Source organism: Nonomuraea sp. NPDC003727 (assembly GCF_053586935.1).
In genome coordinates this window covers 260,962-275,713 of the sequence record NZ_JBSFNE010000009.1, presented here as the reverse complement: position 1 = coordinate 275,713, position 14,752 = coordinate 260,962, and the positions used below count along the sequence as shown (strand labels likewise).

At 69.9% G+C, this 14,752-nt stretch carries 14 protein-coding genes and 6 tRNA genes; 12 read left to right on the top strand and 8 right to left on the bottom strand.

What is annotated here, in order from left to right; all coding sequences use genetic code 11:
- The first annotated feature begins 60 nt into the window (after positions 1–60).
- Positions 61–708, top strand: a complete 648-nt coding sequence (locus ACWDLG_RS24160; RefSeq protein ID WP_449923438.1) for an FMN-binding negative transcriptional regulator — start codon at positions 61–63, stop codon at positions 706–708.
- A gap of 305 nt (positions 709–1,013) precedes the next feature.
- Complete coding sequence (locus ACWDLG_RS24155) at positions 1,014–1,556, top strand: GNAT family N-acetyltransferase (RefSeq protein WP_449923436.1); 543 nt, start codon at positions 1,014–1,016, stop codon at positions 1,554–1,556.
- A gap of 155 nt (positions 1,557–1,711) precedes the next feature.
- On the opposite strand, the gene ACWDLG_RS24150 is transcribed toward ACWDLG_RS24155, so the two are convergent.
- Together ACWDLG_RS24150 and ACWDLG_RS24145 are read right to left on the bottom strand one after the other, a co-directional pair.
- On the bottom strand, positions 1,712–2,758 hold the full coding sequence (locus tag ACWDLG_RS24150) for a LacI family DNA-binding transcriptional regulator (RefSeq protein WP_449923432.1): 1,047 nt from the start codon (positions 2,756–2,758) through the stop codon (positions 1,712–1,714).
- Between the two features lie 154 nt (positions 2,759–2,912).
- Positions 2,913–4,079, bottom strand: coding sequence for an erythromycin esterase family protein (locus tag ACWDLG_RS24145; protein ID WP_449923429.1), 1,167 nt, complete (start codon positions 4,077–4,079; stop codon positions 2,913–2,915).
- 90 nt (positions 4,080–4,169) lie between these two features.
- On the opposite strand from ACWDLG_RS24145, the gene ACWDLG_RS24140 reads away from it, so the two are divergent.
- The gene (locus ACWDLG_RS24140; protein WP_449923427.1) at positions 4,170–4,853 is read left to right on the top strand and encodes a TioE family transcriptional regulator; all 684 of its coding nucleotides are present in this window, start codon (positions 4,170–4,172) and stop codon (positions 4,851–4,853) included.
- A 123-nt stretch (positions 4,854–4,976) separates the two neighbouring features.
- Here the strand turns inward: ACWDLG_RS24140 and ACWDLG_RS24135 are convergent.
- The 4 genes from ACWDLG_RS24135 to ACWDLG_RS24120 form a co-directional block, all read right to left on the bottom strand.
- A tRNA-Cys gene (locus ACWDLG_RS24135) sits at positions 4,977–5,049 on the bottom strand.
- A 29-nt stretch (positions 5,050–5,078) separates the two neighbouring features.
- A tRNA-Tyr gene (locus ACWDLG_RS24130) sits at positions 5,079–5,159 on the bottom strand.
- A gap of 10 nt (positions 5,160–5,169) precedes the next feature.
- Positions 5,170–5,242, bottom strand: a tRNA-Leu gene (locus ACWDLG_RS24125).
- Between the two features lie 5 nt (positions 5,243–5,247).
- A tRNA-Gly gene (locus ACWDLG_RS24120) sits at positions 5,248–5,319 on the bottom strand.
- 448 nt (positions 5,320–5,767) lie between these two features.
- Between ACWDLG_RS24120 and ACWDLG_RS24115 the strand changes: the two genes are divergently transcribed.
- The 5 genes from ACWDLG_RS24115 to ACWDLG_RS24095 all read left to right on the top strand — a co-directional run bounded on the left by ACWDLG_RS24115 (position 5,768) and on the right by ACWDLG_RS24095 (position 9,326).
- On the top strand, positions 5,768–6,337 hold the full coding sequence (locus tag ACWDLG_RS24115; protein ID WP_449923919.1) for a TetR/AcrR family transcriptional regulator: 570 nt from the start codon (positions 5,768–5,770) through the stop codon (positions 6,335–6,337).
- 78 nt (positions 6,338–6,415) lie between these two features.
- A complete protein-coding gene (locus tag ACWDLG_RS24110) occupies positions 6,416–7,570 on the top strand; it encodes an aromatic ring-hydroxylating oxygenase subunit alpha (protein WP_449923424.1) in 1,155 nt (384 codons plus the stop codon).
- Positions 7,571–7,669: 99 nt separating this feature from the next.
- Complete coding sequence (locus tag ACWDLG_RS24105; RefSeq protein WP_449923421.1) at positions 7,670–9,085, top strand: hypothetical protein; 1,416 nt, start codon at positions 7,670–7,672, stop codon at positions 9,083–9,085.
- 84 nt (positions 9,086–9,169) lie between these two features.
- A tRNA-OTHER gene (locus tag ACWDLG_RS24100) sits at positions 9,170–9,242 on the top strand.
- 12 nt (positions 9,243–9,254) lie between these two features.
- Positions 9,255–9,326 (top strand) — tRNA-Pro (locus tag ACWDLG_RS24095).
- Between the two features lie 221 nt (positions 9,327–9,547).
- Here the strand turns inward: ACWDLG_RS24095 and ACWDLG_RS24090 are convergent.
- Together ACWDLG_RS24090 and ACWDLG_RS24085 are read right to left on the bottom strand one after the other, a co-directional pair.
- Positions 9,548–11,149: a multicopper oxidase family protein gene (locus ACWDLG_RS24090; protein WP_449923418.1), complete on the bottom strand. Its 1,602-nt coding sequence runs from the start codon at positions 11,147–11,149 to the stop codon at positions 9,548–9,550.
- Complete coding sequence (locus ACWDLG_RS24085) at positions 11,142–11,549, bottom strand: hypothetical protein (protein ID WP_449923415.1); 408 nt, start codon at positions 11,547–11,549, stop codon at positions 11,142–11,144. Before ACWDLG_RS24085 ends, ACWDLG_RS24090 begins: the two co-directional genes overlap by 8 nt.
- A gap of 110 nt (positions 11,550–11,659) precedes the next feature.
- Here ACWDLG_RS24085 and ACWDLG_RS24080 point away from each other — a divergent pair, with 110 nt between their 5' ends.
- From ACWDLG_RS24080 to ACWDLG_RS24065, 4 genes are all read left to right on the top strand, one after another.
- Positions 11,660–12,556, top strand: a complete 897-nt coding sequence (locus tag ACWDLG_RS24080; RefSeq protein ID WP_449923412.1) for a LysR family transcriptional regulator — start codon at positions 11,660–11,662, stop codon at positions 12,554–12,556.
- A gap of 139 nt (positions 12,557–12,695) precedes the next feature.
- The gene (locus ACWDLG_RS24075) at positions 12,696–12,995 is read left to right on the top strand and encodes a hypothetical protein (protein WP_449923409.1); all 300 of its coding nucleotides are present in this window, start codon (positions 12,696–12,698) and stop codon (positions 12,993–12,995) included.
- 302 nt (positions 12,996–13,297) lie between these two features.
- The gene (locus tag ACWDLG_RS24070) at positions 13,298–14,158 is read left to right on the top strand and encodes an SDR family NAD(P)-dependent oxidoreductase (RefSeq protein ID WP_449923406.1); all 861 of its coding nucleotides are present in this window, start codon (positions 13,298–13,300) and stop codon (positions 14,156–14,158) included.
- Between the two features lie 9 nt (positions 14,159–14,167).
- Positions 14,168–14,710 carry a MerR family transcriptional regulator gene (locus tag ACWDLG_RS24065; RefSeq protein ID WP_449923404.1) on the top strand — a complete coding sequence of 181 codons (543 nt, stop codon included), beginning with the start codon at positions 14,168–14,170 and terminating at the stop codon, positions 14,708–14,710.
- Positions 14,711–14,752 lie beyond the last annotated feature (42 nt).

Sequence of the window (14,752 nt, the reverse complement as noted above, 5' to 3'; positions counted from 1 at the left end):
CCCTTCCGCCTTCCACTCCGCCGATCACGACCACTCCGCCGATCACGAAAGGGAGACCGCATGTTCATCCAGCCCTGGGACGCGAGCCTGGACGAGGCCGAATGGCAGGCCTGGATCGCCGACGGCCACGACTTCGGGCAGCTGTGCGTCAACGGTCCGCCCGGCCGGCCGCCTGTCGTCGTCCCGACCCACTTCATCTGCGACGGGAACGACCTGCTGGTCCATCTCGCCCGGCCCAATCCGGTCTGGAAGGCGATCGAGCATGATCCGAACGTGACGTTCACCGTCATCGGCGACTACGCCTTCGTCCCCGGCCCCTGGCGCGCCACCCCTGGCACCCCTCCCCAGGACGGGGTTCCCACCAGCTACTACGCGGCCGTCCAGTTCACCTGCCGCGCCCACGTCATCGACGACCCCCACGGCAAGGCCGACCTGCTGGCCCGCCAGCTCGCCCACTTCCAGCCCGACGGCGACCACGCCGAGGTCACCGTCGACCGGCCCCCGTACGGGCGGTTGCTGTCCGGCATCCGCGGCCTGCGTCTGGAGGTCACCGGCGTCCGCGGCAAGTTCAAATACGACGACCACAAGTCCGTCCAGCACCGCACCGCCGTCGCCGACCACCTCACCGCACGAGGCCGAGGCCTCGACGTCCCCGCGGCGGCCCAGCAGCGACGTCGCACCGACCGCATCGGTACCTGGAAGCCCTGACCCCCACCAGCTAGCTGCTCGCCCCGCACACCGAACAGCTCGCCGTCCACTACCTCAGCTCAGCGCACTCCCGGGCCACCACCTGAGAACGCGAGCCGGACGATCACCGGCATGGCGCCAGCACGCGCGGACCGCTGTGCGGCGTTGCCGAGTCTTGGCAGCTCCCGGATGGTCGCGGTGTATCCAGTGCTGTGCCCGGAAGCGTTCACCAGGTCGCACTGAGGTCGTGACGCGGGCCGGGGTGGACATCGACCACACCGAAAACCGTTGGACACGGCCCAGGGCGCTCCACGATCATCCGCGCTGTGACAGATGAGTTCGAACGCCGGCCCACCGCCGGCCTGAAGTCAGTGAGATTCGTTGATCTGACGAGCACGGCCATGACCGCCCTGCTGGACGACGACCTTGCCCGGGCCAGTGCCGAGGCAGGAGTCGAGCTGACGGAGTACTTCCTCAGCGATCAGGCGAAGTGGGTCTGGCGGTATCGGGTCGATCAGCTGGCTGCGGATCCAGCTAGCGCCGGGTGGCTCACCCGAGCCGTGGTAGCCGAGCCCGAAGGCGTCGTGGTGGGGTATGCCGGGTTCCACGGGCCGCCGGACGAGGCGGGCATGGTGGAGATCGGTTATTCGGTGGCTCCCGGCTACCGTCGTCAGGGGTACGCCAGGACGATGCTGACCGAGCTGATGCGTCGGGCCGCGGCCGAATCCGGAGTCAGGACTGCGCGCGTGACGATCAGCCCGGATAACACCGCGTCCCTGGCCACGATTTCCGGATTCGGCTTCGTCGAGGTCGGAGAGCAGTGGGACGAGGTGGACGGCCTCGAGCTCATCTTTGAAGTCCCTGTCTGACTGAGCCGCTGCGCTGCAGGGTGTGGGCGGCCTGGCGCGGGCCCGGCGTCGCGTCGTCGACGGTCAGGTCGGCAGCGCTTTGACAGCAGGCGCGGCGGGAACAACGACATCGACCGATGTACGTCTCAGCCCGGCCCGGTTCGCGGATGGCGTCGTCATGGGGGCGGGGCGGTGGTGGCGCGGACGACGAGTTCGTGCGGCAGCAGGGTGCGCTCGGGCGTGGGTTCCCCGGACAGCACCAGGCGGCCCGCCGTCCGTCCGGCGAGCCGGCTGTACTGGCGGATCGTGGTGAGCCCGGCCTCTTCGGCGCCGGTGTCGGAGAAGCCGATCACCGACAGCTCCTCCGGCACCTTCACCCCGGCCTCGGCCGCCGCGTCGAGCACACCGAGCGCCAGCACGTCGGTGTTGCACAGGATCGCCGTCGGCCGGGGCGAGCGCGCGAGCAGTGCCCGACCGGCCTCGCGACCGGACTCGCGTTCGTTGGCCGCCACCTCATAGACGGGCGTCCGCGCCCAGTCCAGCCCCGCGGCCTCCGCCGCGGCACGGTAGCCGAGCACGCGGTTGCGCATGGCGCGGAAGACCGCGGCTTCCTGCCGGTCGGGGTCGGCCCAGCCGTGCCGGCCCTCGTGTCCCAGGCCGACCACGGCCAGCCCGAGGCGCCGGTGCCCGAGGTCCAGCACATGCCGGACGGCGGCGCCGGCGGCGGCCGGCTCGTCGATGCCGAGGTGCGGCACGCCGTCCACGATCGGCTCGTCGACCAGGAGCGTGGGCAGGCGCCGGGCGAGGACGGCGTCGAGCGCCGCGTGCCCGTCGGGCAGGCAGAAGACGACGAAGGCGTCGACCACGGCGTTCCGCACGAGTTCGGGGCGTTCGACGCCACGGGGCTGCTGCAGGAGCAGCAGCCCGACGGCCGCCTCCTCGGCGGCCACGGCCAGCCCCTGCAGAAAGCCGATGGCGTAGGGGTCGCCGAGGGCATAGGGCAGCGTCTCGGTGAAGATCAGCCCGAGCACCCCGGCCCGCCCGAGGCGCAGGGAACGCGCGGTGGGGTTGGGGCCGGCGTAGCCGAGCTCGTCCGCCACGCGCAGGATGCGCTCGCGCAGTTCCGCGCTGAGCTGGTCGGGCCGGGAGAAGGCGTAGGAGACGGTGGCGCGAGAGACGCCGACGCGGTCCGCGATCGTCTGCAGGGTCACTCGCTCGGCCATCCCCCAACCCTAGCGCGCCGCTCCTTAATCAGTTAAGCGCTCAAGCGGGGGACAGGGGTGCCTGCGTCACCTGCTCGGATCCGGGCTCGGACCCCGCTCGCCCATGAGCAGCCGAGGCGCGTGTGTCAGCACAGCCTGACAACGCACGCGCCTGTCAACCCAGCCTGACAGCCTGCTTGAGGAAGACGACGCCGTCGATCATGTCGAGCTGGTCCGGGTTCAGCGGGAAATAGGCGAAATCGTGGGAGGTGCGCGAGGTGGGCTTCGTGACGGCCTCGGCCATGCGGCGGGCGTCGATGAGAGAGTGGTCCCACGGGAGCGTGGACAGGATGCCCTCGACGGTGTCCGGGGGCGGAGTGTCGTCGCCGACCGTGCCGAGGGCTGAGGCCAGGAAGGCGTACCGGTCGCCGAGGTGCGTCGCGGTGATCGCTCCAGCGCTCCACCACTCCAGCACCTGGTCGCCGAACGCCATGAGGCTCTTGTTCCGCTGCAGGTGCAGGTTGCTGGCGAAGACCAGGGTCGGGCCGTGCTCGGCGACGGCACGCAGGTTGGCGGCCATCATCGCGTCCCGCAGGGCCGACAGCCGCGTCCACCGTGCCGGGGACGCGTCGGCCATCCAGTAGTGGTAGCGGAGCAGGCCGGTGGCGGTGCGCCCGTACAGTGCCGCCCGCTCCCTGTCGGCCGCGCTCAGCTGCGGCGCCTGCGTGTCGAGCAGCGCCACCAGGTCGTCGGTGATCAGCCGCAGCCGCTGGGCGTCGGCGGACTGGCCGATCGACTGGGACGGGTCCATGGCCGTCGCCTCGTTCGACCACCGGTCGTCCGGGCCCAGCAGCGTGTCGAGGGTCTCCCTGGTCACCACAGTGCAGAGGAGCGGGCCGTCGAGGAGTTCGTAGAGGGCGGTGAGCGCCTGGCGCGGGCTCGCCGCCCAATACTCCAGAGGGCCGTCGAACCCGAAGAACCGGAGCTTTTCGTCATGCTTCTCGTTGTACGCCCGCATCCAGCGTACGAGGTCGCGGTTGGCCGGTGCGGCGCCGAATCCGTGGCTGAAGCCGCGTTCCATGACGTCGTCGAGCGTGCCCGCGCCCGTCGTGATGTAGTCGTCCACCAGGAGGCCCATGAGACAGTCGCTCTCGATGGCGAACGACCGGTAGCCCTCGTGCTCGACCAGATGCCGGAAGATCTCGTTGCGCAACTCGCCCAGCTCCCCGACGAAATGCCTGGCCTCGCCCAGGCCGAGAAGCAGGGGCTCGGCGGGAAGCGACCGCAGGAACGCCGAGATGCCCGCGCCGTCGAGCTGCCGGGCCGTGTCCTTGATATCCATACCTTCAACGGTATCGTTGAACCTTCGTTGTAAACTTTGACGTGGAAACCCCCGCGCTTATCGCGATGACCTTCAAACGGTGATGCACGCATGAGACCAGTGGACCTGGCGCGCGAGCACGGCCTGTCCACCCAGGCGATCAGGAACTATGAGGAGGCCGGCATCCTGCCCGCCGCCGAACGCACCGTCCACGGCTACCGCACCTACACGCCGCTGCACGCGCAGGCCCTGCGCGCGTTCCTCGCCCTCGTGCACGGGCACGGCCACCAGACGGCCACGTCGATCATGCAGGCGGTCAACGGGGGCGCGACCGAGGACGCGTTGCGGCTCATCGACGAAAGCCATGCCCAACTCCTCGACGACCGCCGCACCCTCCAGGCCGTCGAAGCCGCGCTCCGCGACCTGGCACCCGTACCGCAGGAACGCGGCGACGCCTTCATCGGCCCCCTGGCCAGAAGGCTCGGCATCCGCCCTGCCACCCTGCGCAAATGGGAGAACGCCGGACTGGTCCAGCCGCACCGCGACCCGCAGACGGGCTACCGGGTCTACAGCGCGGCCGACATACGCGACGCCCGGCTGGCCCACCAGCTCAGACGGGGCGGATACCTGCTGGAGCAGATCGCCCCGCTGATCGCCCAGGTCCGCTCCGCCGGAGGCGTCGCGCCTCTGGAGCAGACCCTGCGCGACTGGCGGACCCGCCTGTCCGCCCGGGGCCGCGCCATGCTCAAGGGCGCCGCCGACCTGGACGTGTACCTCCGCGCCCGCGAACCTTGAGGTCGAGTCACGTCCACCACAGGAACGGCATGGCCACGGAAGGACGGGGCCGTTTCGCTTGATCAAAAGCAGCCCGGCCGTATTCGGGGAGGACCGTCAAGCAGCTCCGCAGCGGAACACACATGGAGACGCAGGCGAGAGTCGAACTCGCTCGTACGGGCTTTGCAGGCCCGCCTCCGCACCGGCGAACTGCGCCAAGGCCGCCCTTTTCGCCTGGGCGGATCGTGCGCGAGGACGGAGTCGAACCGCCACAGCCGAAGCGTCCGGTTTACCGCCGGGTGGGCTCCCCAGCTGCCCAGCTCGCGCATCAGCGGCGTACGTCCGGCGGGATTCGAACCCGCACCGTCCGGCTCCTAAGGCCGGCGCCTCTTCCATTGGGCTACGGACGCCAGAGAGCCGCAGCGGGGACTCGAACCCCGTCCTGCTGGGTGGAAGCCAGCTGCCTTACCGGTTCGGCCTCTGCGGCAATGTGGACTAACGGATCTCGAAACCCTTACCGTCCTTGTGTTCCGCTGTGGAGTTGTCAAAATACCGGTCCCGGATTCCGGGCAGGGGAAAGAGAAAAGGCCGCCTGGTGTGCACCTGGCGGCCTCCGAAAGTCCTTCGCGGATTATCCGGAAGCCTGCCTGAGCAGGGCGCAGCCGAGCGCCGCACAACGGCGACAGCGGCACCGTCCCGGTCCGTGCGCGGTGGCTGCGATGGTCATGGCCGGCCTTTCCTGATGTTTCCGTGGCGGCTCTCCGCCCGTGTTCCGTTGTGTCGACAGTAATGGCCGGCACGGCGGCCGTGCCACTTGTTTATTCAGACGCACGGCGCCGCAATATGATTTTAGCCATTGGGTAGGCACGAAGGCGGACGTGACCAGCCGATCCACTACTAAGGTTGTGGATGTGAGTCCTAGGTCCGTGGGCGCGATGGACGCCGATGAGAAAGTCGACCGGCAGGCGCGGATCCTCGAGGCGGTGCTTCGGCTCTTGTCCTTGCAGGGCATATCCGGCGTCAGCATGCGTGCCGTCGCGCGTGCGGCCGGGGTCTCGTTGGGGCTGGTGAACTACTACTACGAGGACAAGACGAGCCTGATCCGTGCGGCCCTGCACCGCATCGAGGAGCAGGACGTCGCGATCGTCGAGCCGGACCTCACCCTGGAGCCTGAAGAGCGGCTGCGTGCCGCGCTGAAGCGGGTGGCCGACCCGGAGTTCCTGACGACGGAATACCTGTCCCTGCGACTTCAGCTCTGGGCGCTCGCCCAGGCCCACGAGGACTTCGAGCGCATCAACACGGTGGCCCAGAAACGCTACCGCGCCGGGCTCGCCGCCCTCATCCGTGCGGCCCGCCCCGAGCTGTCGCGCGGCGAGTGCAGCAAGCGGGCCACCGACATCGACGTCATCCAGAACGGCTTGTGGCTCACGGCCCTGCTGGGGCTCGACCGCGCCTCGATCGGCAGGAGCGTCACTCGCTGCGAGGAAATCGCACTCGCCGACTGACTGGTCGCCCGACGGCAAATCTGAACGAACGTCCAGAAGCGCATTGAACGATCGTTCAAACGCTCGTATGCTCCCCCCATGACACCAGTGACCATGGACGACGTACGCCGCGTCGGCACCGGGTTCCACCAGGACCCCGGACGATCGATGTCGCTGCGGTCGGAGGCGTACACGGACCCGCTGTGGCTCGAGGTCGACGTCCGGGCGATCTTCGCCCGCACCTGGCAATGGATCTGCCACGCCGAGAAGCTCGAGTCGCCGGGCAGCTACGTATCGGCCACCGTGGCCGGCATGCCGATCGCGATCGTCCGCGATCGTGACGGGGCGCTGCGCGCGTTCTACAACGTCTGCAAGCACCGTGCCCATGAGCTGCTCACGGGCTCCGGCACCACGCGCAACATCGTCTGCCCCTACCACGCGTGGACCTACGGCCTCGACGGGCAGCTGAAGGCGGCTCGTCGCGCCGACAAGATGGAGACCTTCGACAAGCGCGAGATCTGTCTCGACCAGGTGCTGGTGGAGGAGTTCGGTGGATTCGTCTACGTGAACCTGGACCAGGGCGCCGCTCCGTTGGGTGAGCAGGCCGGGGATCTGGGGGCCGACATCGCCAGGTGGGCTCCCGACGTGGCAGGGCTGACCCACGCGAAGCGGTTGACCTACGACGTCGCCAGCAACTGGAAGAACGTCATCGACAACTTCCTGGAGTGCTACCACTGTCACATCGCCCACAAGGAGTTCGTCGACCTCGTCGACATGGACACCTACGAGGTGAAGACCCACGGCATCTGGTCGAGCCACTTCGCCGAGGCCGGCAAGCACGAGAACGCCGCGTACGACGTGTCGGGTGCGTCAGTCACGCAGCACGCGGTGTGGTGGCTGTGGCCCAACACCTGTCTGCTGCGATACCCCGGTCGCGGCAACTTCATGGTCTTCCAGGTCGTTCCTGCCGGTCCCGGCCGGACCCTGGAGACCTGGGACTTCTACTTCGAGACGGCCGAGCTCGAGGACGCCGAGGCGCAGTCGGTGCGGTACATCGACGAGGTGCTGCAGCAGCAGGACATCGCGCTGGTGGAGAGCGTCCAGCGGGGCATGAGCACCCCGGCCTTCGACCAGGGCCGCATCGTGTACGACCCGTCCGGCTCAGGGCTGTCCGAGCACGGCGTGCATCACTTCCACGGCCTCGTCCTCGACGCCTATCGGTCGTGGGTGGAAGGGGCCGCCGAACGCCGGTAGCCCTCGCCTTCCGAGCCGCGTCGCCGGGCAGAAGCGAAGCGAAGGAAACGGGAGAAATCCGGTCGCAGTCGCCGGCGATCGGCGGCGATGATGGCCGCCATGAAGTTCCGCAAGGACCGAGACCGCTCGCCCCGCGAGATCCTGCTCGAGCTGTACGACTCGCTGGACCGACGCCATCGGCCCGAGGATGTGGCCGATCTGGTGCTGCAGGCGCTGGAAGGGAGCCTGTCCAGGCGCGAGCGGGTGGTGCTCCAGCGCGCGGCCAAGCACTCCTCGCACAACGCGGCATGGTTCTCCTCGATGTCCACGGACTACGCCCGGCCGGTCGGCGGCGCGCGGCAGGTCGCGGCGGCGACCCGGCTGTTCGAGCGCTCCGTGGAGGTCGACCCCGACGACCCGGAATCGCTGCTGGAGTTCGCGACGACCATGGGGAGCGACATCCGGTGGGCGCCGGACCGTACCGACTTCCTGGCCGACCGGCTCAACCGGGAGTCCCGGGACGCGGCCGGGATGGAGCTGTCCAAGCGACAGTACAACCGGCGCTTCCGCATGCTGCGCAGGCTCGCGGCCAAGGCGGACACCCTGGGCGTCGAGCAGGACAAGCGGCGGCTGCTCATGCTGGGCACGACAGGGTTCGGCGCCGACATCCCGCGCGAGCGTTTCCTCGCCGACGTCGACGCCGCCTGCTTCGTCGCCTACTACACCGCGCGGCGCAAGCTGCGCCGGGAGTTCACCCTGTCGGGGCGGGACAACCCGTTCGACGAGATCGCCTCCGTCCTGCTCGATCGGTGCACGGACTCCAGCGACTGGTGGCTGATCGCCCAGGTGCGGGCGGCGCCAGACATCCTGGAGCGCCTCACCGAGGAGGAGCGGGGACGCCTTCTCGGCCAGTGGTCGGCGGTCATGCGGCACAGCGCAGGCATGCTCCGCGACCGCTGGAATCCCGGCACCGACCGCGTCTCGATGGTCGTGCGGCCGGGCGACGACTCCACCACGTGGAACAACCTGGCGGTCGCCTACAACGCCGCCCGAGCGGGGTGGCTGGCCTGCCTGGCCTCGCTGGACGCGCTGCGCCTGCTGGACGTGGCCTGCCCCGGCAAGGCCATGCGGCTGATGGCGGGCGACCTGGTGGCCTGGCACCGCGGCGCCGGGGGAGGTGTCGACCCCGACACCGCGGTGTGGGCCGCGTTGCCGCCGCCCTGGGAGGTCCTCGACGGGAGCAGCGCCTGCACCCGCGCCGACGTCGAGGCCGCCTGCCGTACGGCCGGGCTCGACCCGGAGGGCTCCGGTTGGACGGCGCCCGCCGTCCGACGCGGTGTGGCCGTGTTCCGGCCGACGCCCGAGCTGGTGCACGGCGTGAGCATCGCCGACCCGGTCTGGGCGTCCCTGCTGCGGCGGGCGGGAGCGTTCAGCGGCAAGCACGTCAAACCCGAACTCGCCGCCGACGCCGGTCACGGCCTGGCCACCGGGGTGGTGGTGAGCGAACTGCCCGCGGCAGGCCGTCCCGCGGAGTAGGGCAGCGGTGTCGCTCTCGCGGCGGGAAACGCCCACCGATAACCGGTGGCGCTGCCGGGGAGGGACCGAGCAGACTGGTCCAGGCCCGCCGTAGTTCAGTGGTAGAACGCCTGGCTCTTCTTCCAGGTGGTCGCCGGTTCGAGCCCGGTCGGCGGTGCCTGGAAGTGGTCTCGTTGTAGCTCAGAGGTAGAGCGCCCGGCTCGGGACCGGGTGGACGCCGGTTCGAGCCCGGCCGGCGAGGCCCTTCCAGATCTGCCGTGGGCGACGTCTGACCGCGAGGGCAGGCGGCCGGTCCGCCCTCGTGTCCGGCCGACCGCGCCATCGGCGCTCGCCCCCAGCCGCTCTTTCGGCAACCGCCGCATGGCGATCGTCAGGCCGGCGGGAGCGGCAGACCCGCCTCCGGCCGACGTCGGCCAAGCCCTCAAAGCCGTCCGAGGCGCCCCCTGATCCGCCGGCTCGCGATCAGATGATCTCGAGGTTGGCCATCATCCCCATGTCCTCGTGCTCGGCGTTGTGGCAGTGGAAGAGGTAACGGCCGCGGTAGCCGTCGAAGCGGGTGATGATCTCCACGGCTTCGCCGGGTCGTAGCGAGACGGTGTCCTTGAGCCCCGCGTCGTGGGCCAGGGGCGCCCTGCCGCTGCGCGAGAGCACGCGGAAACCGACCAGGTGCAGGTGGACAGGATGGTGGACGTCGGCGACGAGCCGCCAGACCTCGACGTCGCCGAGCCGGGTCGTGACATCGGCGCGGGCAGGGTCGAACGACAGGCCGTCGATGAGCCAGCCGTGGCCTGTGTGCATCTGCCCGGCGCGGAAGGCGAACTCGCGCACCCTGACGGCGTCCGATCGCCGCCAGTCCGGCAGGTCGGTGGACAGCGTGCGGGGGACGCGGCTGTCGTCGGCGGCTCTGCGGGCGACGCGGAAGGCCATCACCTCGCGGGTACGGCCGGAGCCGAGCCGGTTGATCACCTTGACGAGGCTGCCGGTCGGGACGCCGGAGAAGTCGACGACCACGTCGTAGCGTTCGGCGGGTGCGATCGGCAGCAGCCGGTGGGTGACCGGGGCGGCGAGCAGTCCCTGGTCGGCCCCGACCTGGACGAGGTCGAGGCCGCGCCCGTCGTCGGTGACCGCTTCGAGTTCGTAGTGGCGGGCGTTGGAGGCGTTGAGGATGCGCAGCCGGTAGCGGGCCGCGTCGACCTCGTGCACGGGCCAGGGGGCGCCGTTGACCAGGATCACGTCGCCGAGGACCCCGGCGAGATACGGCTCGCGGACGCCGGGCCGTACGCGCAGGGTGGGGTCGAGGGAGGGGTAGGCCAGGCTGCCGTCAGCGGCGAACGCCCGGTCGGCGATCATGATGGGCAGCTCGCGTGGTCCGGCGGGCAGGCCGAGGGCGTCCTCGGCGTCGTCGCGGATGATGTGCAGCCCGGCCAGGCCCCGCCAGATCGCGGGGGCGGTGAAGTCCATCCGGTGGTCGTGGTACCACAGCAGCGTGGGCCGCTGGTCCAGCGGGAAGGTGTAGTCCCTGGTCAGCTCGGTCACCACGGCCCTCGGGTCGTGCATGCCGTGTTCGGAACCGTGCCCTGTCCGCATGGAGTGCTCCTGCCAGCCCTCGGGCAGGACGAGGTCGGTCGGGTACCCGTCGGAAGCCGCCGGGGTCCGTCCGCCGTGCAGGTGCACGACGGTCGGCACGGGCAGCTCGTTGCGGTGCGACACGGTGATCGGCCGGCCGCGGCGCGACTCGATCGTCGGCCCAGGGAAGGTGCCCTCATACGTCCACAGCGGTGTCCTGACACCGGACAGGATCTCCGCGCTCGCTTCGCGCTGGGTGATCTCGTAACGGTCGACTCCGCCCGAGGTGCTGACCGGCGCCAGCACGGAGGGAATCGGCAGTGGCACGCGGAAGGGCGGCGGTAGCGGTACGGCACTGCGCAACTCGGCGCCGGTGATCGACGGCCTGCGCGCCAGCGCCGCCGAGGCCGACAGCCCGGTGGCCGCCATCAGCCCGAGCGCCCCGCCGATGCCCAGCGCCCGCCGCCGGGTCAGGTCCCGGGCATCATGCTCACGCACGGTGGACCTCCCGCCGCGGCAAGGGCCGGAGCCAGACGGCGATGAACAGCACGACGAGCGCGGCGACGGCCATCACACCCAACGGGATGTGCAACCACAGCGCGCCGTCCAGCCCGGCGAAGTACTGCACCGTCTCGGCCGCCACCACGGTCATCGTGGCCGCGAACGGCCAGATCTGACGTAGCCGGATCCACACCACGATCGCCACGATCACCTGCACGTAGCCGATGGAGGTGACCACGTCGGCGCCGATCGCGTGCCAGCGCATGCTGTCGAAGTCACCGGTCAGATACACCCCGGCGAACACCGGCTGGCCGACGATCGCCACCACATGCGCGCTGACGACGGCCCGCAGTGTCCACCCCGTCGGTGTCGTCCGCTGCGCGGCCATGGTGAGCATGCGATATCCCTCCTCACTTCGTCGTCGCTTTCGCGAACGGCATCGACGCTATGGCCCACTGGTTATCTTGTCTAAGATCAATATCACTATGGTGTTATGTAGTGGGAGGCATGATGGAGCTGAACACGCTCAGGCAGTTCCTGGTGGTGGCGCGGCTCGAACACCTCAGCCGCGCGGCCGACGAGCTGCGCGTCGCCCAGCCTTCGCTGAGCCGTACCATCGCCCGCTTGGAGAACGAACTGGGCACACCGCTGTTCGAGCGCAGCGGCCGGCTCCGGCTGAACGACACGGGCAAGCTCTTCCGCGGTCACGTCGAACGCGCTCTCGGTGAGCTCGATGCGGGCCGGCGAGCCGTCGCCGAGGCCACCAGTGAGGGGGTGGGCACGGTGCGACTGGCGTCGGAGACGTTCCTCACCCTCACCGGGCCGCTGGCGGCCTACAAGCGCGCTCATCCCTCCATCGAGGTCGAACTCCGCTGGGCGGCGGCCGAGGACATGGCCCGCCACCTGCGGGCTCAAGAGGTCGACCTGTGTGTCGCCTCGCAGCCGATCCACGCCGAGGGCTTGGAGGCGGTTCAGCTGGTGGACGAGGCGGTGTGGGTGGCCACGTCACTCGATCATCCGCTGGCGGGCCGTACCTCGGTGAGCATCGACGAACTCGCCGATCAGCCCTTCGTCACCGCCCGCAAGGGGCACTGGCAGCGCAGGCTCCTCGATCGGCTCTTCGCCGCCAGAGGCCTCACACCGAAGATCGTCTGCGAAGTCGACGAGCTCAGCGCCATCGCCGACCTGATCGGCGCGGGGCTCGGCATCGGCCTCGTCCCTTCCATGGCCCGGCGGACCTCCATCCGTGCCCCCATCGCCGCGATCACCGTGGACAGCCCCGACTGCCGTCGCGCGCTCACGCTGTACTGGGGCGCCGACAGCCACCTGTCGACCGCCGCCCGCCTGATGCGCACGGCGATCACCACCTGGAACTGGGCCACCAGCGAACCAGTCGCGCGTTGACCGCACGCTCCAGGATCGCCACGCCGTGCCACAGTCGAGGACGCCGATGCGGGCGTGGATGTCCTTGGCTTCCCATGTCGGCGCCAGGCCGCCCCTGCCGCACCGGGCGCGGACCTCGGCCGGCGGCCGGATCGAACCCATGGACCACTACGACGAGGGACTCGTCGGCAGCGCGTCCGACGCCATGTGGAAATCGCTCCCTGCCCTGCGATCGCTGACCGTCGAAGGAGCGCTCCTCTTCCACGGGATAGCCGGAGACGCCCTGACCGACCTGCGCCTCCGCGGCGCCACCATCAGCGACGGATCGGCATTCCCCGGCTCCGGCCCGGACCTCGTCACGCTCCCCAACCTCACCACCCTGGAACTGGACACCCGGTCGGACGACTCCACATCAGCACCCTGGACATCGCAAGCCATGAAATCGACGGCGACCCCCTGACCGCCCTCGCAGGCCTGGTCTCACATTTCGTCCACCTGGACCTGTCGGTGGCCGGCCCCATCGCGATCGAAGGCGTCGCCCGCGCACCGACATCGACCGGCTTCTCCCAACCGTCCCTTGGCTTTGACGTAACGAGCTGAGGCGGCTCCAGCAGGCGCGGTGGATGCCGTACTTCCCGGCGGACGCGAAGCCGGCGGAGCTGTGCAACAGGACGACGGCCTGATCGACGATGTTCGCCCAGCAGGGGGGACGAGCGCGCAAGGTTTGCGTTTGAGCGCGCTCGAAGCCGTAGCGTCGCCGCCATGACGACACAGACCTGGATCATCACCGGCGCGTCCCGCGGTTTCGGGCGCGCATTGGCGGAGTCGGCGCTCGCGGCGGGAGACCGCGTGGTGGCGGCGGTGCGCCGGCCCGAGAGCATGGCCGACCTGGAGGCCGAGTACCCGGACAACTGCCTGATCGCGAAGTTCGACGCCCGAGACGTCGCTGCTGCCGCGGACCTCGTGCGGGACACCCTCGACCGCTTCGGTCAACTCGACGTGCTCGTCAACAACGCGGGCCGGGCCGTGGTCGGAGCGGTCGAGGAGGTCAGCGACGCGCAACTGCGTGAACTGATGGATCTGCACCTGTTCGGGCCTGCCGCGCTCGTCCGTGCGGCGCTGCCGGCGATGCGCGCGCGGGGCGCCGGGACGATCGTGCAGATGAGCAGCCAGGGTGGGCGGATGTCGTTCCCCGGCGTGTCGACGTACTCCGCGTCGAAGTTCGCCCTCGAAGGCTGGTCCGAGGCCCTGGCCGGGGAAGTCGCGCCGTTCGGGATCCGCGTGATGATCGTTGAGCCCAGCCGCTTCCGGACCGACTTCAACGCGGGGGACGTACTCGAGTTCGCCGAGGCGTCCGAAACCTACAGTGACGTGCTCGCCGCCGTCCGCGCGGACATGGCCGGAGCCGACGGTCTCCAGGAAGGCGACCCGGCGCGGGCGGCGGACATCATCGTGTCCCTCGCGCACAGTGACGAGGTGCCGCTGCGGCTGCCGCTCGGGCGCGAGGCGGTCGAGCGTATCTCGGGTGCGTACCGGCGTGGCCTGGACGAGGTCGACCGGTGGGCCGAGATCGCCCGCAGCGCCGACTTCGAGGACGTCCCGGCGTCGGTCCGGCCGATTTAGGCTGGCGTCATGGCCACCGACGATCTGATGACCAGGGCGCTCGACACGCTCGGGGACGACGGCCCGCTGTCGGTTGAGGCGATCCACCGCCTCACCGACCTGGCCGAGGTGCCCGAGTCGATGACGATCGCCGAGGTCGCCGACCTCCTCGACCTCTCTCCTCACACGCTGCGCTACTACGAGCGGGCCGGGCTGGTCGAGGTGGCCCGTGACAGCAACGGTCACCGGGTCTACGACGCAGAGGCGGTGCGGCGCCTGGTGTTCCTCACCAGGATGCGGCTGTCCGGCATGCCGATGCGCGACCTACAGCACTACATCTCACTTGTCGACGCCGGGGGGCACACCGTGCCCGAGCGGCTCGACATGCTGGTCGAACATCGCGACACCACCCGCCGCCGGATCCGTGAGCTGACCCTTTCCCTCATGGCGATCGAGTACAAGATCGCCACATACGGAGGCTCGACCGGGCAGGACGTCGCGGCCCTCGACACCGCCACCGGCGCCGACCGCACGTTCCGAACCGCGCTTGTTCACGCCCGCTCCGCCTCGTGATGGTGTAGGCGAGGAGCGGCGGCGCCTGCGGGCGTGTACTGG

Bases quoted from the DNA above. Each gene is read 5' to 3' on its own strand.
- ACWDLG_RS24145 (WP_449923429.1), bottom strand. From the start codon at position 4,079: ATGGATATCAAGGACACGGCCCGGCAGCTCGACGGCGCGGGCATCTCG.
- ACWDLG_RS24065 (WP_449923404.1), top strand. From the start codon at position 14,168: ATGGCCACCGACGATCTGATGACCAGGGCGCTCGACACGCTCGGGGAC.
- ACWDLG_RS24075 (WP_449923409.1), top strand. From the start codon at position 12,696: ATGGACCACTACGACGAGGGACTCGTCGGCAGCGCGTCCGACGCCATG.
- ACWDLG_RS24070 (WP_449923406.1), top strand. From the start codon at position 13,298: ATGACGACACAGACCTGGATCATCACCGGCGCGTCCCGCGGTTTCGGG.
- ACWDLG_RS24105 (WP_449923421.1), top strand. From the start codon at position 7,670: ATGAAGTTCCGCAAGGACCGAGACCGCTCGCCCCGCGAGATCCTGCTC.
- ACWDLG_RS24110 (WP_449923424.1), top strand. From the start codon at position 6,416: ATGACACCAGTGACCATGGACGACGTACGCCGCGTCGGCACCGGGTTC.
- ACWDLG_RS24080 (WP_449923412.1), top strand. From the start codon at position 11,660: ATGATGGAGCTGAACACGCTCAGGCAGTTCCTGGTGGTGGCGCGGCTC.
- ACWDLG_RS24140 (WP_449923427.1), top strand. From the start codon at position 4,170: ATGAGACCAGTGGACCTGGCGCGCGAGCACGGCCTGTCCACCCAGGCG.
- ACWDLG_RS24115 (WP_449923919.1), top strand. From the start codon at position 5,768: ATGGACGCCGATGAGAAAGTCGACCGGCAGGCGCGGATCCTCGAGGCG.
- ACWDLG_RS24150 (WP_449923432.1), bottom strand. From the start codon at position 2,758: ATGGCCGAGCGAGTGACCCTGCAGACGATCGCGGACCGCGTCGGCGTC.
- ACWDLG_RS24085 (WP_449923415.1), bottom strand. From the start codon at position 11,549: ATGCTCACCATGGCCGCGCAGCGGACGACACCGACGGGGTGGACACTG.
- ACWDLG_RS24160 (WP_449923438.1), top strand. From the start codon at position 61: ATGTTCATCCAGCCCTGGGACGCGAGCCTGGACGAGGCCGAATGGCAG.